At 62.0% G+C, this 24,489-nt stretch carries 22 protein-coding genes; 11 read left to right on the top strand and 11 right to left on the bottom strand.

Features of this window, described 5'->3' with window-relative positions:
• Positions 1–3: 3 nt before the first annotated feature.
• Positions 4–1,050, bottom strand: a complete 1,047-nt coding sequence (gene purM / locus E4633_RS10835; protein WP_135870250.1) for a phosphoribosylformylglycinamidine cyclo-ligase — start codon at positions 1,048–1,050, stop codon at positions 4–6.
• Positions 1,051–1,133: 83 nt separating this feature from the next.
• Between purM and rimI the strand changes: the two genes are divergently transcribed.
• From rimI to E4633_RS10805, 7 genes are all read left to right on the top strand, one after another.
• Positions 1,134–1,640: a ribosomal protein S18-alanine N-acetyltransferase gene (gene rimI, locus E4633_RS10830; protein WP_342791906.1), complete on the top strand. Its 507-nt coding sequence runs from the start codon at positions 1,134–1,136 to the stop codon at positions 1,638–1,640.
• A complete protein-coding gene (locus E4633_RS10825; RefSeq protein WP_135870248.1) occupies positions 1,630–2,439 on the top strand; it encodes a dihydroorotate dehydrogenase electron transfer subunit in 810 nt (269 codons plus the stop codon). Before rimI ends, E4633_RS10825 begins: the two co-directional genes overlap by 11 nt.
• A 2-nt stretch (positions 2,440–2,441) precedes the next feature.
• Positions 2,442–3,359, top strand: coding sequence for a dihydroorotate dehydrogenase (locus tag E4633_RS10820; protein WP_135870247.1), 918 nt, complete (start codon positions 2,442–2,444; stop codon positions 3,357–3,359).
• Positions 3,359–4,390 carry a KamA family radical SAM protein gene (locus E4633_RS10815; protein WP_135870246.1) on the top strand — a complete coding sequence of 344 codons (1,032 nt, stop codon included), beginning with the start codon at positions 3,359–3,361 and terminating at the stop codon, positions 4,388–4,390. The genes E4633_RS10820 and E4633_RS10815 overlap by 1 nt, the downstream gene beginning before the upstream one ends.
• A 167-nt stretch (positions 4,391–4,557) precedes the next feature.
• Positions 4,558–5,466 (top strand): LysR family transcriptional regulator, encoded by a 909-nt coding sequence (locus E4633_RS10810; protein ID WP_135870245.1) that lies wholly within the window; start codon positions 4,558–4,560, stop codon positions 5,464–5,466.
• 538 nt (positions 5,467–6,004) lie between these two features.
• Positions 6,005–6,160, top strand: coding sequence for a hypothetical protein (locus E4633_RS20590; protein WP_198419421.1), 156 nt, complete (start codon positions 6,005–6,007; stop codon positions 6,158–6,160).
• 62 nt (positions 6,161–6,222) lie between these two features.
• Positions 6,223–6,615, top strand: coding sequence for a TraR/DksA family transcriptional regulator (locus tag E4633_RS10805; RefSeq protein WP_135870244.1), 393 nt, complete (start codon positions 6,223–6,225; stop codon positions 6,613–6,615).
• Between the two features lie 71 nt (positions 6,616–6,686).
• Here the strand turns inward: E4633_RS10805 and E4633_RS10800 are convergent, their stop codons facing one another.
• From E4633_RS10800 to E4633_RS10790, 3 genes are all read right to left on the bottom strand, one after another.
• The gene (locus E4633_RS10800) at positions 6,687–7,775 is read right to left on the bottom strand and encodes an AAA family ATPase (RefSeq protein WP_135870243.1); all 1,089 of its coding nucleotides are present in this window, start codon (positions 7,773–7,775) and stop codon (positions 6,687–6,689) included.
• An 82-nt stretch (positions 7,776–7,857) separates the two neighbouring features.
• Positions 7,858–9,771: a SpoIIE family protein phosphatase gene (locus tag E4633_RS10795; RefSeq protein ID WP_135870242.1), complete on the bottom strand. Its 1,914-nt coding sequence runs from the start codon at positions 9,769–9,771 to the stop codon at positions 7,858–7,860.
• A gap of 131 nt (positions 9,772–9,902) precedes the next feature.
• Positions 9,903–10,484 (bottom strand): HD domain-containing protein, encoded by a 582-nt coding sequence (locus tag E4633_RS10790; RefSeq protein WP_135870241.1) that lies wholly within the window; start codon positions 10,482–10,484, stop codon positions 9,903–9,905.
• Positions 10,485–10,672: 188 nt separating this feature from the next.
• Here E4633_RS10790 and E4633_RS10785 point away from each other — a divergent pair, with 188 nt between their 5' ends.
• Positions 10,673–12,076, top strand: a complete 1,404-nt coding sequence (locus E4633_RS10785) for a sigma-54-dependent transcriptional regulator (RefSeq protein ID WP_246038034.1) — start codon at positions 10,673–10,675, stop codon at positions 12,074–12,076.
• Here E4633_RS10785 and gptM read toward each other — a convergent pair.
• Entirely contained in the window at positions 12,045–13,409 is a 1,365-nt protein-coding gene (gene gptM, locus E4633_RS10780; RefSeq protein WP_135870240.1) for a geopeptide radical SAM maturase, read from the bottom strand. The two genes, E4633_RS10785 and gptM, sit on opposite strands and share 32 nt — an antisense overlap.
• Positions 13,410–13,813: 404 nt before the next feature.
• Between gptM and E4633_RS10775 the strand changes: the two genes are divergently transcribed.
• The 3 genes from E4633_RS10775 to E4633_RS10765 are packed head-to-tail and all read left to right on the top strand — an operon-like array spanning position 13,814 to position 17,992.
• On the top strand, positions 13,814–15,586 hold the full coding sequence (locus tag E4633_RS10775; protein WP_246038033.1) for a TonB-dependent receptor plug domain-containing protein: 1,773 nt from the start codon (positions 13,814–13,816) through the stop codon (positions 15,584–15,586).
• Entirely contained in the window at positions 15,574–16,419 is an 846-nt protein-coding gene (locus tag E4633_RS10770; RefSeq protein ID WP_135870239.1) for an ABC transporter substrate-binding protein, read from the top strand. The genes E4633_RS10775 and E4633_RS10770 overlap by 13 nt, the downstream gene beginning before the upstream one ends.
• A 1-nt stretch (position 16,420) precedes the next feature.
• Entirely contained in the window at positions 16,421–17,992 is a 1,572-nt protein-coding gene (locus E4633_RS10765) for a sensor histidine kinase (RefSeq protein WP_135870238.1), read from the top strand.
• Here the strand turns inward: E4633_RS10765 and E4633_RS10760 are convergent.
• The 6 genes from E4633_RS10760 to E4633_RS10735 all read right to left on the bottom strand — a co-directional run bounded on the left by E4633_RS10760 (position 17,989) and on the right by E4633_RS10735 (position 24,481).
• Positions 17,989–18,288 (bottom strand): hypothetical protein, encoded by a 300-nt coding sequence (locus tag E4633_RS10760; RefSeq protein WP_135870237.1) that lies wholly within the window; start codon positions 18,286–18,288, stop codon positions 17,989–17,991. The two genes, E4633_RS10765 and E4633_RS10760, sit on opposite strands and share 4 nt — an antisense overlap.
• A gap of 309 nt (positions 18,289–18,597) precedes the next feature.
• On the bottom strand, positions 18,598–18,975 hold the full coding sequence (locus tag E4633_RS10755; RefSeq protein WP_135870236.1) for a response regulator: 378 nt from the start codon (positions 18,973–18,975) through the stop codon (positions 18,598–18,600).
• A 15-nt stretch (positions 18,976–18,990) separates the two neighbouring features.
• Positions 18,991–20,061, bottom strand: coding sequence for a chemotaxis-specific protein-glutamate methyltransferase CheB (gene cheB, locus E4633_RS10750; protein WP_135870235.1), 1,071 nt, complete (start codon positions 20,059–20,061; stop codon positions 18,991–18,993).
• Positions 20,062–20,101: 40 nt separating this feature from the next.
• Positions 20,102–22,147, bottom strand: a complete 2,046-nt coding sequence (locus E4633_RS10745; RefSeq protein ID WP_135870234.1) for a hybrid sensor histidine kinase/response regulator — start codon at positions 22,145–22,147, stop codon at positions 20,102–20,104.
• Positions 22,148–23,884, bottom strand: coding sequence for a methyl-accepting chemotaxis protein (locus E4633_RS10740; protein WP_135870233.1), 1,737 nt, complete (start codon positions 23,882–23,884; stop codon positions 22,148–22,150).
• A gap of 51 nt (positions 23,885–23,935) precedes the next feature.
• Positions 23,936–24,481: a chemotaxis protein CheW gene (locus tag E4633_RS10735; RefSeq protein ID WP_135870232.1), complete on the bottom strand. Its 546-nt coding sequence runs from the start codon at positions 24,479–24,481 to the stop codon at positions 23,936–23,938.
• Positions 24,482–24,489: the final 8 nt, after the last annotated feature.

The following is a 24,489-nucleotide window of genomic DNA, read 5'->3' as shown; positions in this document are numbered from 1 at the left end:
GGCCTAGACCAGCTCCACGCACTCCTTGCCCGGCTCGCACTTGACCACTTCGCCGATCATGAACGCGGTTTCGTTCAGGCCGGTGAGCCTGATCATGATGTCGTCCGCTTCCCGCTCCGGGACGACCAGCACCATGCCGATGCCGCAGTTGAAGGTGCGGTACATCTCGTTCTCCTCGATGTTGCCGCCCTTGCGGATGGTCTGGAAGATGGCCGGGATCTCCCAGCTCTCCTTCCTGATCACCGCCTTGCAGCCGTTGGGGAGCACGCGGGGGACGTTTTCGAGAAGGCCGCCGCCGGTGATGTGGGCGAGGCCGGAGATGTTGAAGTCGCGCAAAAGGTTCAGTACCGAGCGGACGTAGATGCGGGTCGGCGTGAGGAGTTCATCGGCGACCGTCTTGTCGAGCCCCGGGAGGGTATCGTTGATGCCGAGCCCCATGTGCTCGAGGATCACCTTGCGTGCCAGCGAGTAGCCGTTGGAGTGCAGACCGGAGGAGGCAAGGCCGATCAGCTTGTTCCCCACGGTTATGGAGGAGCCGTCGATGATCTTCTCGCGCTCGACCACGCCCACGGCGAAACCTGCCATGTCGTACTCGTCACCGGTGTAGAAGCCGGGCATCTCGGCGGTTTCGCCGCCGATCAGGGCGCAGCCTGCCTGTACGCATCCCTCGGATACCCCTTTGATGATGGAGGCGCCTTTTTCGGGGTGGAGCTTTGCGGTCGCGAGGTAGTCGAGGAAGAAGAGCGGCTCGGCCCCCTGCACGATGATGTCGTTCACGCACATGGCGACGAGGTCGATGCCGATCGTGTCATGGCGATCGGCAAGGAAGGCGATTTTCAGCTTGGTGCCGACGCCGTCGGTGCCCGAGACAAGCACAGGGTGCTTATACTTGCCGGTATTGAGTGAAAACAGCCCGCCAAAACCGCCGATGTCGGCAAGCACTTCCGGACGGGAAGTGGCTTTGACCAACGGCTTGATCATCTTTACAAAGGTGTTCCCGGCGTCTATGTCTACACCGGCATCTTTATATGTGATTTTCGTCTCTTCCAAGGTGAAACCTCCAATAAATTAAAGGAGAAATCTATCTCATATCCCTCTAAAAGTCAAAGTGAAAAAATTGTTTACTTCGCCTTATGCATTGCTTATCATGCCGGGCTGTGCCTGCCCCAGGGGAGAAAATAACGCTGCGCCGCATGCGTAGCGATGACCTTGATAGTGTCCTTCAAATCGAGACAGCTTCCTTTCCCCGCCCCTGGTCAAGAAAGCACTTCGAGGAAGAAATTTCCGCCACCGGAAGCCATCCCGTGGTGGCCGAGACGGACGACCTGCCGGTCGCCGGGTACCTCTGTCTGAAGCAGGTCCTCGACGAGGCGGAGATCCTCGATGTCGCCGTCGACTCAAGGGCCAGGGGGAGGGGGATCGGGCGCGCCCTGGTGCGCTGGGCCGCCTCCTTCTGCCGCGAGCACGCGGTGTGCGTTCTCGCCCTGGAGGTGCGGGTCGGGAACCTAGAGGCAATCTCCCTATATGAAAGCATGGGCTTTCGCGAGGTCGGGCGGCGCCGGAAATACTACGAAAATGGCGACGACGCCATTTTGATGGATCTGAATATCGGTGAAACAGAGGAGTGCGATGCAGTTTAAAGCTATGGTTCTTTCGAACGTGGAGCTGTCGCCCGGTTACTTCCGGATGAGGATGACCGCTCCGCAGGAGTTGGCGTCCTCGGCGCCGGGGCAGTTTCTCATGCTCAAGGTGAACGATGCCATCGACCCGCTTTTGAGGCGTCCTTTCGGTCTCTTCGACGTCGGCAGCTTCCTCCCGGAATACGCGGGCTGCGGCGCACAGGTTTACTGCGAGATCCTCTACAAGGTGGTGGGGAAGGGGACGAAGCTCCTCTCCGCGCTGCACCACGGCGATCTGGTGGACCTTCTCGCCCCGCTCGGCAAGGGGTTCGACCTCGGGCCCGCCGGCGAGGAGAAGGTGCTGGTCGGAGGCGGCGTGGGACTTGCGCCGCTTTACTACCTCGCGAAGGAGCTGAAAAACCGCGGCGAAAAGGTGCGCCTCTTCGCGGGGGGACGTAACCGCGACGACATCCTCTGCATCACCGAATTCGAGCGCCTTGGCGTCGAGACCTACGTGGCGACCGACGACGGGACACTGGGCGAGCGCGGCTTCGTGACCCAGGTTCTCGAACCTCACCTCGCCCCGGGAACGCGCATCTTCGCCTGCGGCCCGACCCCCATGCTGAACGCGGTGGCTAAGATGGCGCAAAAAAGCGGCGTCCCCTGCCAGGTTTCCATGGAGGCGTACATGGCCTGCGGTGTGGGTGCATGCCTTGGCTGCGTCATGAAGGGGGCGAATCACACCGAGGAGACCCCCGACTACCGCTGCGTCTGCAAGGACGGTCCCGTCTTCGACAGCTTCGAACTGCAATGGAGTTAACAATGCAACGACCTGATATGTCCGTGGCCATAGCCGGGATCGAGATGCGCAACCCCGTGATGACCGCTTCCGGCACCTTCGGCTACGGGGCCGAGTTCGCCGATTACCTGGATCTCGAGAGCATCGGCGCGATGATCACCAAGGGGCTCTCCCTGAAACCGAAGGCGGGCAACCCGACGCCGCGCATCGTGGAGACCTCCGGCGGCATGCTGAACGCGATCGGCCTGCAAAACGTAGGCATCGACGCCTTCATCGAGCAGAAGCTCCCCTACCTTAAAAACGTGAACACCCCGGTGATCGCGAACCTTTACGGCAACACCCTCGAGGAGTACGGCGAGGTGGCGAGCCGCCTGGACGGGCTTGCCGGTGTCGCCGGCATCGAGGTGAACATCTCCTGCCCGAACGTGAAGCAAGGTGGCATCGTCTTCGGGACCGATCCCAGCGCGGCGCAGGAGGTGGTTTCCCTGGTGAAGAAGAACACCTCGAAGCCGCTCATCGTGAAGCTCTCCCCCAATGTGACCGACGTGGTGGTGATGGCCAAGGCCTGCGCCGACGCCGGAGCCGACGCGCTCTCCCTCATCAACACCCTGACCGGCATGGCGATCGACCTGGAGCGCCGCCGCCCCGTGCTTGCCAACGTGACCGGCGGCCTTTCCGGCCCGGCCATCAAGCCGGTTGCGCTCAGGATGGTCTGGCAGGTGGCGAAGGCGGTTTCCCTTCCCATCATCGGCATCGGCGGCATCATGACCGGCCGGGACGCCCTCGAGTTCATGCTGGCCGGCGCCACCGCGGTCCAGGTCGGCACCGCGAGCTTCCTTGACCCATCGGCGGCGCAGAGGATCGCCCGCGAGATGGAGGAGTACCTGGTCGAGCACGGCATCGCCTCGGTACGTTCCCTGATCGGAGCCCTCGAGGTCTGATGGAAGCCTGGGAGAAGAGCCTTAGAAACTGCATCACCAGCCCGGAGGAGCTTGCCGGGCTTTTTCATGTGCAGGGTGAGGATGTCGCCCAGGTGGTGCGCCGCTACCCGATGCGGATCACCCCTTACTACCTGGGGCTTATCCGCGAGCCGGGGGACCCGATCTGGCGCCAGTGCGTCCCCGACCCTGAGGAGCTGCACGATTTCGTCCAGTCCCCCGACCCGCTTGACGAGGAGCGCCTCTCTCCGGTTCCGGGGCTCATCCACCGCTACCCGGACCGGGTGGTGTTCCTGGTCTCCACCGCCTGCGCCGTCTACTGCCGTTTCTGCATGAGAAAACGCGGCGTCGGGTGCCAGGGAATGAGCCCCGCGCCGGTGGACGAGGCTGTGGCCTACATCGCGGCGCACCCGGAGATCCGCGACGTGATCCTCTCCGGTGGCGACCCCTTGCTTCTTTCCGACGAGCGCCTCGAGGCGATCCTCGCCGCGCTGCACCGCATCCCCCACGTGGAGATCATCAGGATCGGGACCCGTGCGCCGGTTACCCTGCCCGAGCGCATCACCGCGAAGCTTACGCGCATGCTGAAGCGCTACCAGCCGCTCTACGTGAACACCCACTTCAACCATCCGCGCGAGGTGACCGAGGCTTCCGCGAAGGCATGCGCCCGCCTGGCCGACGCCGGCATCCAGCTTGGCAACCAGAGCGTCCTCCTCAAGGGGGTGAACGACGATCCTCGCGTCATGCGCGAACTGATGCAGCGCCTGCTCGCCATCCGCGTGCGTCCCTACTACATCCACCAGATGGACCTCGTGCAGGGGACCGCCCACTTCAGGACGCGCGTGGCCGACGGCATGAAGGTCGTGGCCGCCCTGCGCGGACACACATCGGGGCTCGCCGTGCCGCACTACGTCATCGACTTGCCGGGGGGGAAGGGGAAGGTCGAGGTCTCTTCCGCGCGCTTCAGCGCGGACGGCAGCCGCCTGACGGTGACCAACTACCTGGGCGAGGAGATCGAGTACCGCGAAGTCTGAGCGGCGACCCGAGTCAATCAGCGGCCAAGGGCCGGATCATCCGTGATCCGGCCTTTTTTGCGTCCGCGGTGTTTCGATCCTTGTGGACAGGAGACCCCTTGCCTTGTGTTTGGCAATCGTGCTATAAGAATTGCTAAATTCCGATTTTTATATATAAGGTGTTTTGAATGCAAACTGAGTACCTGAAAACGTTGGTGGTATTGGGGCAGGTGGGGAGCTTCTCGAAGACGGCGACGGATCTTTCCATCACCCAGTCCGCGGTGTCACAAAGGATCAAGTTTCTCGAGGACTACTACGGACGGCAACTGGTGGACCGCGGCGGGAAGGTGCTGCTGCTCACCGATGCCGGGAAGCTTGTGGTGAGCCGCGCCGAACAGATCCTGCTCCTTGAGGCCCAGTTGACGAACGATCTGAAGCAGCAGGGGGAAAAGCTACGCCTTTCCATCTGCTGTACCCCGACCTTCGGCGTCGCCTTTCTTCCCCAGGTCATGGAGCGTTTCATGCTGCGTGAGGCGGACACCGTCGACCTTCGCTTCATGTTCCATTCCCTGGACCAGACCATCAAGGAGTTGCAGGAAAACGAGTTCGACCTGGCCGTCATCGAGCATTGCGACGAGATCGAGGTCGGCGGGTTCCACGCCGTGGAGCTGCCTCGGGACGAGCTGGTCTTCGTGAGCGCGCCGTCGCTCGGGTTGCAGGATAGTGAGGTGGAGCTCGGGCGACTATTCCAGCACTGCCTCATCGCACGCAAGCCCGACTGTACCTCGCGGAAGCTGCTCGACGTGAACCTCTCTCGGCACGGCCACAAGGTCGAGGACTTCAAGAGGGTCGTGATAGTGGATGACCTGCGTCTCGCACTCGAGACGGTGTTGAGTGGCGGCGGGGTCTCCTTCGTTTCACGCAGCCTTGCGGCCAGGGAACTGGAAGCCGGTCAACTCCTCGAGCATTCCGTTCGGGGCTTCGAGCAGTTGCGCAGACGCAGCGTGATCATAAATACCGAGCGCAAGGATGACCAGGAAGTGGTGAGCTTTCTTGAGTGCATCAGCGCCTCCTTTCCCATGGGGCGCGTCTGCTGAGGTTAAGGCAAAAAAATGGCCCCGGAAGCTGCCGGCATCCGGGGCGTAATAGCAGTGCTGCAGGGAATTGGTTCGATCTTTTGGTCAGCAGGTCTTCGCTTTCTTGCGGAGCCTGAAAAGTGTCGCAATCCGCTTTTGCTGTCAGTGTGGCAGAAGCTCCGGCAAGACAAAGTCATTCGGGTTTGCTATGTGTTGTTTTATAAACTTAGACTAACAATTTATCTATAGCAGTCCTTCTTGTTTCCTGTCAAATTATTTTCGATTCACTTGCACCCTGCTATTTCCTCACGACAAATTCTCTTTTTCCTACCAAAGACAGTACTTGCTCCATTCTCTCTCTTTCGTGTGCTTTAACGGATGGCGACTTCGACCGCACAGGTTCAGTTTGAAGAAGATTCTTATTTTATTATTAGTGTCTTTTATGCCTTGCACCCGACAATGATCAACCTCGACCCATCGGGACGCGCACTTCCCGTCGGCTCGACATTTTGGGGTATACTGGTGCTGGTTTGAAAACGGCTCTTGCCAAGGAGGCCATATGAGAAGAGTGAGCACGGAAGAGGACATAGGGAAGGACCGCTCCGTTATCAAAGAGGGGACCGAGGTCTGTGCACTGTGCGGCTCGCAACTGGAGAAGGACAAGGAGAGCGGCGAACTCTTTTGCCCCGTGTGCGATGTCGAGAACCTTCCCTGAGGCGGCGTTTGTGCATGCACGTGCACCGCGTCCCGATGGACGCAGGTGCAAAGGAGGACGAGATGCCGGAAAAGCTGGCAGGCGACGAACTGGAATTCAGGAACCTCTTGGCCGAGCACAAGCGCAGGCTCTGGGCCGAGTTGAGAGAGGAGATCTTCTCCCAGACCGGCGAAGATCTCGCCACGCAGTACGACATACCGCAGGACCCCGGCGAGAAGAGCATGCTCGACAGTCTCTCCGACGCGGGGCTTGCCGTAGCCGACATCAGGCGGCAGCAACTGACCCAGTTGGAAGAGGCGCAAAGGCGCATCGAGTCGGGAACTTACGGCAAATGCGAGGGGTGCGGAGAGCGGATCGGCCTGGACCGGCTGAAGCTCATGCCTTTTACGGCGTACTGCATCGACTGTCAAAGGGATCGGGAAGCGCCGACGAAACCGCCGGGGACGAAGCTTTGATGGGAAAATAAGAAGGGGTAGGGTAAGGTGGGCGGGGACTGGTATCTATTTACTTGTCCCCGCCCTTTTTTTTATAACAGTGCGTCTATCGCGGAGAAGTCCACGTCCTTCTCGGCGTTGGCCATGATCCAGTTGAGCTTTTCCTGGTCTTCGTAGGTGATCTTCGCCACGTCGTCGGAAAGGGCGGTGAAGACGTCGGCGGTGGTCTCCTCTACCCTGATGAAGGGGATCCCCGAGTCGAAGAGGATCTGCTGGGTAACCTCGGAAACAGGGGCGTGGCCCGATACGACGAGACCGGCGATCTTCTCCTTGTAGGCGGGGATGTGGTAAAGCGAGGAGAGCGTCACGACGAGCTCGTCCCTCGAGCTTGTCACGATCATCAGCGTGGAGTCCAAAAGCCCGTCCACCACCCGCTGCGAGGAGGCGGCGCCCAGCTGGATGTTGTGTATGATCCGGCTTTTCTGCTGGTGATCCCCCTGAAGCGGCAGATCGAACAGTTTGGAGATGTGACTGAGGGTAGGGTTGGCGAGGATCGGCGAGTAGTTGAAGCCGTCGATCACCTTGATTTTCGGTTCGAAGGCGCGTTTCAGGTACTTGCAGGTCACTTCCTTCTTGCTCGGCATCATCTTGTTGACGATGATCCCCCTCACGTCCGCACCTTCGCGTTCATACAGGGCGAGGTTCAGGTGTACCGCGTCGATCACCTTACCGATGCCGCTTTCGCTCACGATCACAACCGGCGCGTCGATCAGCTTCGCCACCTTGGCGTTGGAAAGCCCGATCACCGCACCCACGCCGCCATGTCCGGCCCCTTCGATGATCAGGAAGTCGTACTTCTTCTCGAGCTCCCTCACCGCCTCAAGGATGCAGTCGGACAGCGATAGGTCGTCCAGTTTTCCCGCCAGGTAGTCCTTGGTGAAGTCACGGTGCAGGGCGACCGGCGACATGAGGGCGATGTCCTCCTCCATCCCGAAGGCCTTCGCCATCAAGAGGGCGTCCATGTCCACCATGAAATCGTCGTAGAGGAGCACCTTCGGACCGAAAGGTTTCACGAAACCGACCCGCTTGTACTTCTTCCTCGCCTGGTGCATGAGCGAAATGCTGATGGTCGTCTTGCCACAGTTTTGTCCGGTCGCCGCAACGAAGATCTTTTTCGCCATATGCACACCCCTGAATCTTTTGAATGGCGTATGTTTACACCATCGCGGCGTGCATCGTCAAGAAAAGTAATCGGGTGAGGGGTCAGTGGAGGAACTTGAGGGTGAGCATGGAGATGTCGTCGTTGAAGGTGGCGCTGCCGGTGAAGGCGCGCAGGGCATCGAGGATCGCCTCTATGATGCCTGCGGCGGGCTTTTTGTGCTCGCGGGCCAGCACCCCTTTCAGCCTCTCTTTGCCGAAGAACTCGCCGTCGCCGTTTTCCGTCTCGGTGATGCCGTCGGTGTACAAAAGCAGCAGGTCCCCTTTATCCACCTGCATCGCCATTTCGTGGAAGGCGACGCGGCGCTGCACCCCGAGGATGAGCCCCTCGGCGTCGAGCTCGAAGAAGCGCTCCTCCGAAGGGCGGAACAGAAGGGGAGGGGGGTGCCCGGCGTTGCTGTAGCGCAGTTTGCCGGTGGCCCGCTGATAGCTCAGGTACGACATGGTGATGAAGAGCTCAGCGCGGCTTAGGTCGTCGAGGAGGATCTCGTTCAGCGCCGCGACTACCTGGGCCGGGCCGTCCAGGGCCGGCATCTGGGCGTGCAGTACGCTTCTCGTCTCCACCATGATGAGCGCGGCTCCCACGCTGTGCCCGGATACGTCGGCGATGACCAGGTCGAGCCGTTCGCCGTGGGGCAGGATGTCGAAGTAGTCTCCGCCGATGTGGCTTGCCGGGACGCAGCGCCCCGCGCAGTCGATGCCGCTTAAAAGGGGGGGCGAGGCGGGAAGCAGCGAGAGCTGGATCTGCCGTGCGATCTCCATCTCCTTGTGGAGGCTCGTGTTCTGCAAAAGCGCCTGCTCGGCGAGCTTGCGCTCGGTGATGTCCTGCTTGATGCAGATGAAGTGCTTGATCCGACCGGTCTCGTCGGTTACCGGCGTGATGGTCTGCTCCTCGGGGTAGAGTTCGCCGCTTTTACGCCGGTTCACCATCTCGCCGTGCCAGGTCCTGCCGGACATGATGGTGTTCCAGAGGTCTTCGTAGAAGTCGGGGGCGTGACGGTCCGATTTGAGGAAGCTTAGATCCCGTCCCGCCGCCTCGGCTTGGGTATAGCCGGTCATCCTGGTGAATGCGGCGTTCACCGAGAGCACCATGCCGCGGCTGTCGGTGATGACGATGGCGTTCGCCGCCGCCTCCAGCGCCGCACTTTGCACCTGCAGCGATTCCTCGGCGCGCTTTCGTTCGGATATGTCCGAGATGAGGCCGTCGTAGGCGATCAGTTCCCCGCGCTCGCTGTAACGCGGCACGATGGTGTTGATGACCCAGCGCAGCGAGCCGTCCTTGTGGCGGATCCGGTGTTCCAGTGAGGGGACCTCCCTGCCGGCCTTCACCTCCTCGGTGAGCCCGGTTACCGCTGCGCGGTCCTCCTCGTGGATCATCTGGTACCAGAGGAAGGGGTTGTCGACGTACTCCTCGTTGCTGTACCCGGTCACCGAGAGGCATCCCGGGCCGTGCGTCGTTCGCACCACCTCACCGTCGCTTAGGTTGACCGTGTAGATGTAGTCGGTGACCGCGGCGACGAGCCTCTTGTAGCGCCGCTCGCTTCGGACCAGGGCGGCTTCCGTCTCGCGTTTTTTGCGCCGCACCTCCGCCTCGTGCATCTCGCGCTCGATGGCCGGGATCAGACGTGAGGTGTGCCCCTTGATCAGGTAGTCGTTGGCCCCTTCCTTCATGGCGCCCACCGCCGTGTCCTCGCCGATCTTGCCAGAAACGATGATGAAAGGGATGTCGAGGCCCGACTCGCGCAGCACCTGCAGGGCTTCGAGCCCGGTGAAGCCCGGGAGGACGTAGTCCGAGATCACCACGTCCCACTCGTCCTCCTCCAGCGCCCGGCGCATCGCCTCCGCGGTCTCGACCCGCTTGGCGATGGGTGCGTAGTTGCCGCGGCGCAGCTCGAAGGTAAGGAGCAGGGTGTCGTCCTCGGAGTCTTCCACAATCAGCACGCGGAGCGGTTTTCCCATGAATACACCTGTAGAGAGGGACACATGATCGGTGCAGAACCGGCTTGAGGGTGGGGCGCATAAAATGCCCTGTGACGCTGCACCCTTAGCAGTATAGCATATTCCTTGGTCCGGTGCGGAGGGGAGGCTAATTAGGATGAGGCAAGGGGGAGGGCTGCCGCGGGAGTGCCGAGGCCGAAGTCGGCGAGCCAGTTCTCGAAGATGCGGACCTTTTCCAGGCTGAAGCGCGCGAGGTCGCTGCGTACCTGCTCGGTGCTCTTTTCCCGTTCCAGTTCGCCCCCTTTCTTGGAGTAGAAAAGGTCGGCGAGAGCCACGATGCGCTCGCAGTCGGTCACCGGGGACATCTCGCGCTCGGGAAGGGCGAGCTTTTGCTCAACGATGTCCCGCGCGGTGAGCCCGACGCCTATGTGGCGCTCGCAGACCATGGCGTGGTGCGGCAGCCCCTCGGCATCGAGTATCTTGCGCCCGATGATGCCGTGGCTTATGTAGGGCGCCTTGCCGAAGCAGTTGAGTTTGGGCGCATAGACGCGGGAGACGCCTATGTCGTGCAAAAGCGCCGCCTCCTCGATGAAACGCAGGTCGAGATGCTTTCCTTTGACGCCTTCGGCTATGGAGAGCGCCTTGTCGGCCACCATACGGCTGTGTCGGTACACTATCTCCAGCCCCTGGGCGTTATCGGTGAAGTATTTTTCCAGGAGTGCTCTGGGATTCATATCAGCCTCCGTTGTTTATGGTCCTGCTCAAGGGCTAGATTAAGCCGATTACGCCTGTCATTGCAACATGATTGACGCGGCGTGTCTGAGGAAAATATCCGCCTGTAACGAGAAGAAGGTTGAACAACGGAGCTTAACAATATATGATGTGAGTCCTTTAAGTATACTCTGCCGATCCGGGTGGTGTGATGAGAGTGAATACGGTTGCCCAACAACAGATGCTCGTCGTGGACGACGAACCGGGGATCCTTAACGAGGTGTCGCTGCTCCTTGCGTCCAGCGACATCCCCGAGGTCACGACCATCTCCGACAGTCGCCAGGTGCTCCCTTACCTGCGGGAGCGCCGGGTGAGTGCTGTGGTCCTCGACTGGGTGATGCCCAACGTCTCGGGGGCGGAGATCCTTCAGAGCCTCACCGTGGAACACCCCGAGGTCCCGGTGATCGTGATGACCGCGATGGGGGACGTGGAGACAGCGGTTGCCTGCATGCGGCAGGGGGCCTTCGACTTTCTGACCAAGCCGGTCGACCCGAACCGCCTGGTGGCGAGCGTCAAAAAGGCGATGCATGTGAGCGAGCTCGGGCAGCAGAACCGGATGCTCAAGGACTACCTCCTGGCCGACACCCTGGGGAACCCGGACGCATTCGCCGGCATCGTCACCGAATCGAAGAAGATGCGCGGCATCTTCCAGTACATCGAGGCGATCGCCTCATCGCGGCTGCCGGTGCTCATCACAGGCGAGACCGGCGTTGGGAAGGAGCTCCTCGCCCGCGCGGTCCACGAGGTCTCCGGGGTATCGGGACCCTTCATTTCGCTGAACGCGGCCGGGCTCGACGATTTCATGTTTTCCGACACCCTCTTCGGGCACAAGAAGGGGGCCTTCACCGGTGCGGACAGCAAGCGCGACGGCCTGATCGCGGCTGCGGCAGGCGGGACCCTCTTTCTGGATGAAATCGGCGACCTGAACCACGCCTCGCAGATCAAACTCTTGAGGCTTTTGCAGGAGCGTGAGTACTACCGGCTGGGGTCGGACCTCCTTCTTAAAAGCGATGCCCGCATCGTTGCCGCCTCCAACATGGATTTCACCGCGCTCAGGGGCGCAGGGACCTTCAGAAACGACCTCTATTTCCGCCTTTGCGCCCACGAGTTCCGCGTTCCCCCCCTGCGGGAGCGGCTCGAGGACCTGGAGGTGCTCGTCGACTACTTCGTGCGCCAGGTCGCGACCGAGCAGGAAAAGCCGGTGCCCAGGGTGCCGCCTGCGGTGATCGCTGCGCTGCAGCAATGCAGCTTCCCCGGCAACGTTCGCGAACTCTACAACATGGTGCACCACGCCGTTACCTGCAACGACGGGGCCCCGCTGTCGGTGGCCGATTTCCCCGGGGTGGCACCCGCCCCGGCGCGGGCCCCGCAGCCGGTAGACTGCGGGAACCCGCTCTTCGCGCTCTTCGGGAAGTTTCCAACGGTGTTGCAGGTGGAGGAGTATCTGATTGCCGAGGCGATGAAGCTCACCAGCGGCAACCAGACCCAGGCGGCCGAACTTTTGGGGGTGACCCGCCCGACCCTCAACAAGCGGCTGAAGCAGGAGCGCCACTAGGGGCAGGGGAGGGGATGGCGCGCGGAGACGGCGCGGTCCTTGCCGTTCCAGGATTACCCGCCCGGGACAGGTCCTGTTCCACGATCAGCTGCAGGGCGGCGTCGAAATAATCGCGTCGGCAGTCGACCTCGCCTACGGTCTTGTCCTGCAGGAGGTTCATGAAGCGACAGCCGCCGAAGCAAAGCGGAAGATAGGCGCACTCAAGGCAGCTGTCGACCTGCCAGTTGCCGACGGCGTGCGATTCCCGGTAGTCCTTGATCCCGTCGGTGAGGTTGCCGATGGAGAACCCGTCCCACCCCATAAGGGCCGGGCATTTGTAGAACTCCCCCTCGCAGCTCACCAGGAGGTTGTTTTCCAGTTCCACGATACAGGCGGAGACCTTCGGCTTCGAGGTCGCGAAGCCCCTCTTCAGTATCTCCTCGCGCAGGTAGAGCTGGGCGTCGACGAGCCATGGGGCGCTTGGATTTGCGCACCCTGAGCTGCGTTCGGAACATCCCGCCTTTGGGGTCACCGGTGTGAAGAGGACGCTTTGGATCATGCCCCCGGTGATGCCGCGCTCGACCAACTGGTCGAGCAGACGCGGAAAGTGCAGGTAATTCTCCCTGCGAAAGTTCCCGCCAAGCTGGATCGGGACCAGGTCCCATATGGCTGCGATGTTGTCGACGATGGCGTCGAAGCTCCCGGCGCCGGAGGCGTATGGGCGCTCGATGTTGTGGATGTGTCTTGGCCCGTCCAGGGTGAATTTCGCCCCCTTAAGGCCAAGGGCAGCGAGCTCCTCGGCGCAGCGCCGGTTCAAAAGCGTGCCGTTGGTGACCACGGAGAAGCGGTAATCGACGCCGTGGCGCTCCGCCTGCTCCTTGAGCGGCAGGGAGATGCGACGTATCAGGTCGAGCGACATGAGGGGCTCGCCACCGTAGAAGCTAAGCTCCACGTCGAAGCCCCGGGTGATCTGCTCGCGCAAGAGGTACTCGACCAGGAGGTCGGCGGTAGCGTCCCTCATATACCTGCCGTCACGGAACTCTGCCTCGTAGCAGTAACCGCAGTTCAGGTTACAGTCAAGGTTCAGCACCACCATCGCGGTGAAGCGGCGGCTTTTCGCGTTCACCCGGTCCAGCATGCCGCGCACCTGCTCCCGTTCGCCGACGGGATCGGGCACCAGCATGCCCAGGTGCGCGAGCTTGTCGCGCAAGGCGTCCGGAAGGGTGCCGTTGCGGGCATGATCGAGGACGGCGCCGGAGAGGATGACGGCGGAAAGGCGCAGGGTCGAGTAGAGAAGGAAGTGATCGGGACGATTTTTCGCGGGGTAGATCTTCAGGTAGCGTGACAGGTGCATGGCTGGGTTCCATTCTGCGACGTGGTTATGGCATTTTCTGCAGGGACTTTGAAAGCGGCTGCGGCGTGCGCCCCGCATACAGGGCGCCGCCGCAAGAGGATGTTTCTTACAGCGAGCTGTAGAAGTAAATAAACAACGTCCAGCAGCAACTTACGCCTTCGGTTTGAACTTCTACGTCCGTGCCCGTTTCGAGGACTTCCAATGCCAGGTTCTCTTTTGCCATTGCCATTCCCTCCTTGTGTTTTAGCAAATTTGTTTTGCAATGTGGGTTAACGCGTGCTAAGGTTAGCATCGCTTAAGCTTAATTGCAACAAGTTTTAAAAATAATTTATCTAAGGGGGGTGCTGTTGAGCAATCGTAATGACTTGCACGAGCGGCGCTGTGCCAATATGAGGGGGGTGTTGGTGTCTGCGCTGCTATTGCTGGTGCTGTCTGCAGGTACGGCAGGTGCCAGCGATGATCTCAGTTCTCTTGAGCTCTTCAATGGCCCCGATACCGACGTCGTCACCGGCAGCAGATCGCCGCGCCCCGCCTCGCAGACCGCCGAGAACATAACCGTCGTGACCTCGAAGGAGATCGAGGATATAAACGCGCACAACCTGACCGACGTGCTTTACATCGTGACTGGAGTAGCGCTAGAGACCTATCGGACGCCTGGCACGGTGAGCAACGCCCGCGTGCAGGGCGCAAACTTCAACCATGTCCTGGTTCTCGTCGACGGCATTCCCATCAACAACCTGGCTGACAACTTCGCGGACATCAGCTCCATACCGGCGCAGATGATCGAGCGGGTCGAGGCCGTGAAAGGGGCCGCCTCCTCTTCCTGGGGAAGCGCCCTTGGTGGCGTTATCAACGTCATCACGAAGAACCCTCACGATGACAGACCCTTTGGCGGGCTCGTTTCCGGCTCCACCGGTACCCGCGATACGGTTGACGGCAGGGTCGAGGGGGGGGGGACCTTACACCGCTTTGGCTACTATCTGACCGCAGGAAAGCTCCGCTCCGACGGACTGCTTCCCAACAACGATGTGAGCCTCGGCAGCTTGTACGGTAAATTACGCTACGAGCTGCCGGCGGACGGAGCAATCACCCTCAGTACAGGGTTCACCGAAAATGATAGCGGGCAGACCGCTACGGATATGGTGCACGTAGATCAGGGCACCCGACAGGTCATCTCGATGCTGTCCCTGCGCTACCCGCTCTCGCACCGGCTTGTCCTTGATGCCTCGCTGCAGGGGCGTCGATACTCATCGCATGTATCCGTTCTCGATCCCACTGAGACATTGCAGTACCAGTCCACCCTCACCAAGGAGACCAGCCGTGGAGGGGGAGTGAAACTCTCGTGGCTCGGGGACATGCACCTGTTGGTGGGTGGTGTCGATTACGACCACGTGAAGGCTAAACTGGACTTCGCGGGAGAAAAGGCGGTATGGCGCGCCGATCGTGTCGGTGTCTATGCAATCGACACCATTACCCTCGGTTCCTTCGCCATTACCCCTAGTGCCCGCTTCGACAGGACCGGATCCGGGGGAGATCACTTCAGCCCGAGCCTGGGCCTCACCTACGCACTGACTGAAAACAGCGTGCTGCGAGCCTATACCGCCAAAGGGTACAGTCTCACCTCCCTCAACCGCTCCGATTCCACGGAGAAAGTATGGACTTCCCAGGTAGGCTTCGAAACCGGGGATGTCCCCTACCTCTGGCTCAAGGGAACCTTCTTCAGAAACGACACAAGTAACGTCCAGCCCGTTGGGCCATTGGGACCAAAACAGCGGCAGCTAAAGGAGGGGGTGGAGGTGGAGGCCAAAACGCTCCCAGTTCTTAACACCTCCCTTTCCGCAGGTTACACCTATGTCAGGGCCACCGATAAAGCCACCGGTGATGTCCTCAATGGTGTTCCGGTGCACACAGTGAAGATCGGACTCAAGTATGACGTCGCGGAGCAGTTGCACGCGGAACTGATCGGCAACCTGGTCGACTGGAATGACCCTGGGCACTCCCGTACCGGGGGCGTCATCTGGGACGTGCACCTGAGAAAGTGGATCGCCACTACGGATACCTTTAGCCTCGAGGTATTCCTTTCCGTGCGCAACATATTCGACGGGCGGCAATACATGGACAGCATCTTTCGCAACGCGGGACGTTGGGGCGAAGCGGGGGTGAGATGCAAGTTCTAAGATTCCTGCTTTTTCTGTTGTTGCTGCTCAGTCCGCTGCCCGCTTTTGCCTACGATGTGCTCATACTGCAGTCCATGCATGAAAAGGGGTACGCGGAGGCGGTGCGGGGCTTCAAGAAGGAATGCCGCGCCTCGAGCCGCATGATCGTCCTCTCCGATTACGCCGACCTTGACCTCGTCCGGATCGTGCGGGAAGAGCACCCAAAGGTCATCGTTGCCGTCGGGGACCGCGCCCTCGAATTGGCCCAGAAGCAGGGGGATACCCCCGTTTTGTGCATGATGGCGCTCAACGTGAAGCCGCGTCGCTGGGTGAGCGGCATCAGCATGCTCTTCGATCCGGCCCGGTACCTCTCCCTCTTCCAATCGCTCGGCACGGACCGGGTAGGGGTGCTCTACGACCCCGGGCGCAGCGGCGTCTACGTGAAAAAGGCCCTGGCCGCCTCCAAGGGGCATCTCCGTCTCGTTCTGCGCGAGGTTCACGCTCCCAAGGAGACTCCGGCCATGCTCCAGTCGCTCAGGGGAAAGGTGGACGCGCTCTGGATGATTCCGGACGTCACCGCGGTATCTGCCGCCTCGACCGAGGCCTACTTCCTTTTCTCGCAGTCCGAGAGGGTCCCGGTCGTCAGCTTCGCCGACGTCTACCTCACCATGGGGGCGGCGGTGGCGCTCACCATCGACCGGTACGACATAGGAAGGCAGCTGGGAGAGATGGCCCAGGATCTGCTCGAGGGGAGAGACCCGGAAGAGGGGATGGTCCCCCCGCGCAAGGTGCTCAGCAGGACCAACGATGGGGTGGTGCGCCAATTAAAGCTAAGCGGTCTGGGGGGGCATTGAGATGAGGAGGAGAAAACTCCGGCTTCCCCCCTACGCGAAGAGCTTCCGGTTCCGTCTCTATCTGATCTTCACCGGGACCATTGCGCTTCTTACCGCCGCCTTCGTTTCCTTCTATGTCGCCACCGAGGCGGGCGCGTACCGCAACAACCTCGAGCGCGAGGGGAAGCTCCTTGCCACCATCCTTGCGCACAACGCGCGGCTGCCCCTTTTCGCCGAGAACGTGAAGGCGCTCGAGTCCCTCGCCGAGAGCACCGCGCGCTACCCATCGGTGCTCTCCGTATCGATCAGGGACAATGAGGGGAGGGTGTACGCCCGGCAGGCGAAGTCGGAGCGCATCCCGGACGATGCGGTAACCATGGCGGTGCCCATAAGCCTGCCGAGCGGACTTTCTCCCGAGTCGGCCCTTCTTGGCCACCGGGAGGGGAACGAGGACCGGGTTATCGGAGAGGTGCGCCTGAGACTCGACACCAGCGGCGAGCGCGAGCGGGTCCTCACCCTGGTCGTCGCCTCCCTGGGCATAGGGACCCTTTTCTGGATCGTCGTCTCGCTGCTAAGCTACCACGTCCTGAAGCGGGTGACCGGCTCCTTCAACCTCCTTCTGGGCGGGATCGAGGAGATCGGCTCCGGCAAGCTCTCGGCACGCGTCGATCTCGACGGCGACGACGAGCTCGGTCGCGCCGCGAACGCCATAAACGCCATGGCCGCCTCGCTGGAACTGCGCGAGCTGGAGAACCTCGCGCTGCAGGAGGAGCTCCTTAAAGCGATGAAACTCGAGGTGCAGGAGGAGAAAAAGCGGGTCATGGCGCGGCTTATCCAGACCAACAAGATGACCTCCCTCGGGCTTTTGCTCTCATCGATGGCGCACGAGATCAACAACCCGAACGCGTCGATCCGCTTCTCCGGGCACATGATCGGCAAGATGCTGGCTGACGCGCTACCGCTTCTGGACGGTGTATGGCAGGAAGAGGGGGACTTCTACCTCGGAGGGGTGCCGTACCACAAGGCGCGGCTCGTCCTGGTGGAAAACACGGGAAAGATCGTGGAGAACTCGGAGCGGATCGCGATGGTGGTGCAGGGGCTAAGGGACTACGGGGTCGGGGGCACGGTGCGGCAGCATCAGAAGCTGGACGTGAACGCGGCGGTCGGCGCGGCGTTGTCGGTGCTTGCCTGCCAGACCAACAAGGACATCCAGCTCCACACCTCCCTGGGCACCGGGTTACCGGTCGTCGCCGGCAGCCAGCAGCAGATCGAGCAGGTGCTCATCAACCTCATCCTGAACGCCATGCAGTCCTTCACCGGCGGCCATGGCGAGATCCGCCTTACCACCCGCTGCGAGGCGGGGGGAGAAGAGGTGTTAGTCGAGGTGCGTGACAACGGCAGCGGCATAGGGCCGGAAACGATGGAACGGCTCTTCGAGCCCTTCTATTCGACGAAGCTTGAGCGCGGCGGCAGCGGCCTCGGGCTCTACATCTCCCAGTACATCGTCGCCGAGCATGGCGGCCGGCTGGAGCTTACTTCGCGCACGGGCGAGGGGACCCTCGCCACCGTGACGCTCCCGGCCGCCTCCTGCTAGTGGTGGACGTGTTCCCCGCCTAAGACTGTCAGCATCCCCCCGATCCGCTCCATCAGATCGGTGAGCGCATCACCGTGAGACCCTTCACCGCAGATCCTGCGCATCTGGCTTAGGAGCCCCTCGAAAACGTCCTCGCCGCAGGAGCCCCGGACTACCTCGTTGGTCAGGGCATCGTTCAGCAATAGTCTCTTCATCTGGATGAGCTGGATCTCCACCCTCAGCTTCTTTATGGTAGGCATGTCGCTTTGCTTGAGCAGCTGGAGGCACTGATTGATGATGCTGTACTGTTGGTCCATGATTCTCTCCCCGTAACGATGGCATCGACAACAGGGACCTTATTCCAATATGTATGCCAAGGCGGCCATTGGTGAAAATCACGGGAAAACGGTGTGTTACGGTGGCACTTGCATGGGGGCGCCGAGCGGTGGGAGTGTGAAAAAATTTACACTTTCAGTCTTTGACTTCTGCTAAACCACGCACTTTCGAACCTTTGCGGCGCCGGGTAAAAAAATGCACTGTTCGTTTTTTTACAACCTGCGCCGCCTTGGCTCTCGCGCGCGGGAAAAAGGGGAGGGGGGGCAGCGCCGCGCCGAACTGTGCACTCGTCAGCAGGCCCGGGTCAGGCAACTGCGCACCGTGTCGGTGATCTGCGCCGCGGTGAAGGGCTTCAGGATGTAACCGTTCGCACCGGCCTCGGCCATCAGGGCGCGCATCTCCGCTTCGCTCTTCGAGGAGAGGAGCAGGATCGGGATGTCGCGGCTCACCTCGTTCTCCTTTAGCAGCTTCGCCTTCTTGTTCCCGTCCAGCATCGGCATCATGATGTCCATGATGATCAGGTCCGGTCTCTCCTTGGAGAAGATGTACCGATTTGCCTCGATGCCGTTGGTGGCGGTAAGCACCAGGTATCCTGCCTGCTCCAGCGCGTCTTTCGCCATGGCGAGCACAAGCTCGCTGTCGTCTATGATGAGGATCTTCTCGTTCATGGTGGCTCCTTTAGGTCAGGTGACGGGCGCGGCGGCGCCCGGTGAGGGGGCGGGGCGTACATCTCCGAAGAGTCGTTCCAGGACGGCGGGGATCAGGTCCAGCGGGACCACCCGATCCACGGCGTCGAGTGTGATGGCGGCCTTGGGCATGCCGAATACGGCGCAGGAGGGCTCGTCCTGCACGATGGTGGTCCCCCCGGCCTCCCGGATGCGCAGCATCCCCTGCGCGCCGTCTCTCCCCATGCCGGTGAGCAGCACCGCCACGACCTGATCGCAGCGCTGCCGGGCGAGCGACGAGAAGAAGACGTCGATGGAGGGGCGGCAGCAGTTCACCGGGGGGGTATCGACCAGGCGGATCGTGCCGTTGTCGAGGGTGAGGTGGCTGCCGTCGGGCGCGACCAGTACCTCGCCGGAGTTGCATGTGGCACCGTCACGGGCGGTGGTGACCGGCAGGGCGCACTCCCTGTCGAGCCACTTGGCGTAGCCCCGGGCAAAGCCGGGGGCTATGTGCTGCACCACGAAGACGGTCCCCGGAAAATTCGCTGGAAGCGACTTCAAAAGCCGCATCACCGCCTTAGGCCCTCCGGTTGACGCTCCGATGGCGAGGATGGTGTGGCCGGCGCCGCCGTGCGGGGGAGGGATCGCCTCGGGGAGCCGCATCCTGCGCCTTGGGTGCCGGATCACCCGGATCCTCGAGAGGAAAAGGATCTTCTCCCTCAGCGTCTTCGCGAAGAGTGCCAGCGACGCCTCGTCCTCCAAAAGCGGTTTCTCCATGACATCCAGGGCGCCCCGCTTGATGGCGGCGAAGGCGCGGTCCACCTCGTTCGCCTCCACGTTGCCGGAGAGGACGAGGACCGGGGTAGGGGCCTGGGACATGATCTCCTCGATGGCGTCCAGCCCGTCCAAAACCGGCATGAGCAGATCCATGACGACGAGGTCCGGGGCGAGCGACTGGGTCGCCTCGACCGCCTGCACGCCGTCGGCCGCCTCGGCCACCACCTCGATGCCGTCCACGCCGTGCAGCATGTCTTTCAAAAGCCGGCGCGCGAGGAGGGAATCGTCCGCCAGCACAATCCTCGTGGTCATGTCGCTCCTTTTCATCGGGCGCTCAGGCGCCCCTTCCCGGTCACCCTATGAGCATCTGCACCGTTTCCAGCAAAAGCCCCTGGTCGAAGGCACCCTTCACGATATAGGCCTGCGCCCCCGCCTGAAGCGCCTGCCGCTTGTCCTCGTCACGCGACAAGGACGACACGATGATGATCGGGGTGTCCTGGTACGTTTCCGAGGCGCGCAGGAGCCGGGTGAGCTCGAAGCCGTTCATCCCCGGCATTTCCACGTCAGAGATGATGAGGTCGAAACGATCGGCCGCGCTCTTTTCCATGGCGTCCTCGCCCGAGACCGCGGTCACCACGTGGTACCCCTGGCCCGCGAGGATGCTCTGTTCCATGGTGCGGGTGGTGATCGAATCGTCCACGACCAGGACCTTCGGGCGGCGCCTCACCGCCTCTTCCTCCTCGGGAGTGAGGACGGCGCGCGGCGCCCCCCCCCCGGGCTGGAAGAGGTCGGGTACATTGAGGATGAGGGCAGGGTTGCCGTCCCCCATGATGGTCGCGCCGAAGAGGTAGCGGACGTTTCCGAACTGCTTGCCGAGCCCCTTGACCACCACCTCGGAGTACCCCACGTGGCTTTCGACGATGCAGGCGATCCTCTGGTCGCAGTGCTTTAGCACGATGACCGGCAGCGGGGCGTCCCCCGCGTCGCGCCGCGCTGGGAGTCCCAGCATGCCCGCCAGGCTGTAAAGCGGCGTGGTCGCCCCGCGCACCTTGATCACCTCGTCCGTTCCCATGGTGGTGATTTCCGACCGACGCACCTTCAGGATCTCCTGCAGGTAGGTGGCGGGGACGGCGAAGGTCTCGTCGCCGCAGGTGATGATGAGCGCGTCCAGGACCGAAAGGGTGAGCGGCAGCTGCAGGGTCACCTGGGTGAAGCGCCCAGTCTCGCTCGACAGCGTCACGTTGCCCTTGACGCGCTCGATGTTCTTCTTGACCACGTCCATGCCGACCCCGCGCCCGGAGATGTCGGTGACGATCTCGGCGGTGGAAAAGCCGGGGCGGAAGGTGAGGTAGAGGGCCTCCTCGTCGGTGAGCCCCTCGGCCTCGCGCGCCTCGATGACGCCGCGGGTTACCGCGGCGGCCTTGATGGCTGCAGGGTCCATGCCGCGCCCGTCGTCCCGAACCTCGACGAGCACCGAGTTCCCCTCGTGGCGCGCGCTCAAAAGGACGCTCCCCCGGCGCGGCTTGCCGGCCGCTTCGCGCGCCTCGGGGGGCTCGATGCCGTGGCTTAGGGCGTTGGTTAAAAGGTGGATGAGGATGGGCTTCAGCCCGTCGAGGAGCACCCGGTCCATCTCGATCCCCTGCCCCTCGATCTCGAACTGCACCTCGCGGGAAAGCTGCAGCGAAAGGTCGCGCACGAGCCGTTCGAGGCCGTCCGAGATGGTCTTTAGCGGCAGCATCCTGAGCCCCATCGCCTTTTCGTGCAGGTCCTGGATCAAAAAGCCGAGGTAGAGGATGTCCTCCTCCAGCTCGCCGCGAAAGGCGGTGAAGGGGGCCGCCTTCTCGGGTGGAAGCTCGTAGCAGAGCTCCTTCAGCCCGTCAAGCTTCGCCTCAAGGCGCTTTCTGTTGATGATCATCTCGCCGACCAGGTTCACCAGGTTGTCGAGGGTCTTCACGTCGGCGCGCACCGTATCCGCTACCGCTCCCTCCGCCTTCGCCTCGAGCGGCTCCGCCGGCAAAAGCCGTCCCGATTCGCCCCGCTCGTACTCGGCGACGAAGCGTTCCACGTCAAGCTCCGGGGGGACGCCCCGCATGAGCGCCGAGGTGATGAGCGCCACCGCGTCGGCACCCTTCAGCAAAAGGTCGATCGTCTCCGCGTCCACGCGGCGAAGGCCCTGCTCCATCCCCTTCAGGAGCTCCTCCATGGTGTGGGTGATGGCGCTTATGTCGGCAAGCCCCACCATGCGCGCCGACCCCTTCAGGGTGTGCGCGTTTCTCAAGAGCTCGTGCAAAAGCTCGGTCCGCGCCGGGTTCTTCTCCAGCACCAAAAGGCCGCTTTGCAGCGAGGCGAGATGCTCCTCCGCCTCCCGGCAGAAGATCTCGAGGTACCGGTTTCCCATCTAGGCCTCTTCCTCGGTGATCTCCTTGAGCCTCTGGGCGAGCTCCAGGATCTCGGCGATGGCGCGCTCGGTTTCGTGCGCGGAGAGCGCCACCTGCTGCGCCACGTCGCGCACCTCGCTCATGGTCTCCGCCATCTGCTCGCAGGCGGAGGTCTGCTGCTGGGTGGAGAGGGTTATCTCCTTGGCGGTACGCACCGTCTCCTGGGCGGTCGCCTGGATCGTGGCGAAGGAGTACTGCACCTTGTCCACGAGGTGCGAGGCGGCGTCGACCGCCTTGGTCCCTTCCTCGGTCACCATGATGGTGTTGTTGGTGGCGCGCTGGATCTCGCTTATGAGCCCCTTGATCTGGCGCGTCGCCTCGACGGTGCGATCGGCGAGCCGCTTCACCTCCTGGGCCACGATGGCGAAGCGCTTGCCCGCCTCCCCGGCGCCGGCCGCCTCGATGGCGGCGTTCAGGGCGAGGAGGTTCGTCTGGTCGCTGATCTCGTCGATGATCTCCACGATGCCGCCGATCTTCTGGCTGTTCTCGCCGAGTTCCAGCATGCTCTTCGCGATGCTCTGCACCTGGCTTCTCACCTGACCCATCCCGTCGATGGCGTTCACGACGTCCTCGCGGCCGCCGTTGCAGTTCTTCGTGGTGTCCTCGGCCACCGCCTCCACGCTTTTCGAGTTGGCCGTGATCATCTTCGCGGTGATCGCGATCTCCTCGCTCGTGGTGGTCACCTCCTGGACCGCGCTTGCCTGCTGGGTCGAGCCGGATGCCTGCTGCGCGCTGATCGCCATCATCTCGTTCGCGGCGCTGGAGAGCTGGATCACCGCCTCCTTGACCGAGGCGATCAGGCGGCCGCTGCGGCCGATCTCGTCTTTCAGGTCGCGCACGATGACCGTGGTCATCACGTTGAAGGCCTCGGCCAGCTCTCCTATCTCGTCGTTACTCTCCACCGGGATGGTCTCTTCGAGGTCGCCGCCGGTTATCTTGTGCGCCTTCTCGGTGAGCTGCAAAAGGGGTCTGACCGCGCGGCTCACCACGAGGAGGATGGTGACGCTTGCTACGAGGAGCATGATCGCCATGCTCCCGACGATCTGGTTTCTGAGCTCGGCCCCTTTCTGCTCGGTCTTCACCATGGAGAAGCCGATTCTGAAGGAGCCCCAGTGCTTGCCCCGGACCATGACCGGACTGGAGAGGTCCCACATGGTCTCGCCGGTGTCGCGCTGGTACACCTGTTTCAGGAAGGGATCCCGGTTCTTGGCCGCGGCGAGCCCGACCGCGTCACCGAAGATGCGCTTGGTGCGGTTGTTCAGCTTGTCTTTTTCGCGGTCTCCGGTAAGGGGCGCCGAGTAAATGGCGTTGTGGGTAGGGATGTAGCCGTTTCGGTCGGTAAGGACCGCGAAGACGATCTGGTCGTCGTGCAGGAACTCGTCCTCAAGGGCCTGCACCGCCTGATCGGTGAAGCGGTCGAACTGGGTGTGGAATTTCTGCGGTTCGGTGTTCGGTATCGGCACGTAGTGCTCGTCGAAGAGTTGCTCCATGGTGAGGTTGCCGTTTGCCACCGCCTCCTCGAGAATACGCTCCATGGAGCGCGCGCCGGTCTGCGCGAGGATGCGTCCCTTGGAGAGGAGTTCCTGCTCCATGTTGGCGCGGCGCGAGCGGACGAAGTAGATCGAGAAGGCGGTCATGATGACCACCATGACCATGATGAGCACGCTGACGATTTTTACCGATAGCTTGTTGGACATGTCGAACCCCGGTCTCGTATTTTATCGGCCCCTCAAAGGGAACCCGTGCGGTTATGCCTCGCCCACCAAAAGCTCGGGCGCGGCAAGAAGGGCCTCCATGTCGAGGAGCAGAACCGCCCCCTCCTCGAGGTTGAAGTGCCCCCGGATGAACTGTTTCCTCTCGGCGGAGAGCCCCGCCACCGCCGTCTCGAACCGTTCCAGATCGAGTGGCTGCACCCCGTGCGCCGCCTCCACCAGGATGCCGGTCGAGAAGAGGTCGCCGCGCACGACGAGGATCCTCCCGGCGGGGCCTAACTCAGGCTGTGTCAGCCCGAGCATCGGACGGATGTCGATCGCCGCTGTGATGTCGCCGCGCAGGTTGAAAATCCCGGTGACGAGGCTTTGCACCGCGGGGACCCGGATGAGCTTCGGGATGCGGATCACCTCACAGGCGAAGTGGGTCTCGAATGCGTAGCGCTCTCCACCCAGGGTGAAGACGAGGCATTCGAGCATCTGCTTCGCTTCGCTCTCCTCCTCGGAAAGCGCTTCCCAGTACTCCTCGCGCATCTGGTTCAATATGCTGCGGATGTCGTATCCGTTGTCGTTACCGGTTGCCATGGTCTACC

The sequence above is a fragment of the Geomonas terrae genome (assembly GCF_004791675.1).
Taxonomy (GTDB): domain Bacteria; phylum Desulfobacterota; class Desulfuromonadia; order Geobacterales; family Geobacteraceae; genus Geomonas; species Geomonas edaphica.
Note: the sequence above shows the minus strand (reverse complement) of the source record. Positions and strands in the feature narration are given on the sequence as shown.

Bases quoted from the DNA above. Each gene is read 5' to 3' on its own strand.
- E4633_RS10755 (WP_135870236.1), bottom strand. From the start codon at position 18,975: ATGAACGAGAAGATCCTCATCATAGACGACAGCGAGCTTGTGCTCGCC.
- cheB (WP_135870235.1), bottom strand. From the start codon at position 20,061: ATGACCACGAGGATTGTGCTGGCGGACGATTCCCTCCTCGCGCGCCGG.
- E4633_RS10790 (WP_135870241.1), bottom strand. From the start codon at position 10,484: ATGAATCCCAGAGCACTCCTGGAAAAATACTTCACCGATAACGCCCAG.
- E4633_RS10770 (WP_135870239.1), top strand. From the start codon at position 15,574: ATGCAAGTTCTAAGATTCCTGCTTTTTCTGTTGTTGCTGCTCAGTCCG.
- E4633_RS10815 (WP_135870246.1), top strand. From the start codon at position 3,359: ATGGAAGCCTGGGAGAAGAGCCTTAGAAACTGCATCACCAGCCCGGAG.
- E4633_RS10825 (WP_135870248.1), top strand. From the start codon at position 1,630: ATGCAGTTTAAAGCTATGGTTCTTTCGAACGTGGAGCTGTCGCCCGGT.
- gptM (WP_135870240.1), bottom strand. From the start codon at position 13,409: ATGCACCTGTCACGCTACCTGAAGATCTACCCCGCGAAAAATCGTCCC.
- E4633_RS10800 (WP_135870243.1), bottom strand. From the start codon at position 7,775: ATGGCGAAAAAGATCTTCGTTGCGGCGACCGGACAAAACTGTGGCAAG.
- rimI (WP_342791906.1), top strand. From the start codon at position 1,134: ATGCATTGCTTATCATGCCGGGCTGTGCCTGCCCCAGGGGAGAAAATA.
- E4633_RS20590 (WP_198419421.1), top strand. From the start codon at position 6,005: ATGAGAAGAGTGAGCACGGAAGAGGACATAGGGAAGGACCGCTCCGTT.
- E4633_RS10745 (WP_135870234.1), bottom strand. From the start codon at position 22,147: ATGGGAAACCGGTACCTCGAGATCTTCTGCCGGGAGGCGGAGGAGCAT.
- E4633_RS10795 (WP_135870242.1), bottom strand. From the start codon at position 9,771: ATGGGAAAACCGCTCCGCGTGCTGATTGTGGAAGACTCCGAGGACGAC.
- E4633_RS10740 (WP_135870233.1), bottom strand. From the start codon at position 23,884: ATGTCCAACAAGCTATCGGTAAAAATCGTCAGCGTGCTCATCATGGTC.
- E4633_RS10735 (WP_135870232.1), bottom strand. From the start codon at position 24,481: ATGGCAACCGGTAACGACAACGGATACGACATCCGCAGCATATTGAAC.
- E4633_RS10810 (WP_135870245.1), top strand. From the start codon at position 4,558: ATGCAAACTGAGTACCTGAAAACGTTGGTGGTATTGGGGCAGGTGGGG.
- E4633_RS10820 (WP_135870247.1), top strand. From the start codon at position 2,442: ATGCAACGACCTGATATGTCCGTGGCCATAGCCGGGATCGAGATGCGC.
- E4633_RS10785 (WP_246038034.1), top strand. From the start codon at position 10,673: ATGAGAGTGAATACGGTTGCCCAACAACAGATGCTCGTCGTGGACGAC.
- E4633_RS10805 (WP_135870244.1), top strand. From the start codon at position 6,223: ATGCCGGAAAAGCTGGCAGGCGACGAACTGGAATTCAGGAACCTCTTG.
- E4633_RS10760 (WP_135870237.1), bottom strand. From the start codon at position 18,288: ATGGACCAACAGTACAGCATCATCAATCAGTGCCTCCAGCTGCTCAAG.
- E4633_RS10765 (WP_135870238.1), top strand. From the start codon at position 16,421: ATGAGGAGGAGAAAACTCCGGCTTCCCCCCTACGCGAAGAGCTTCCGG.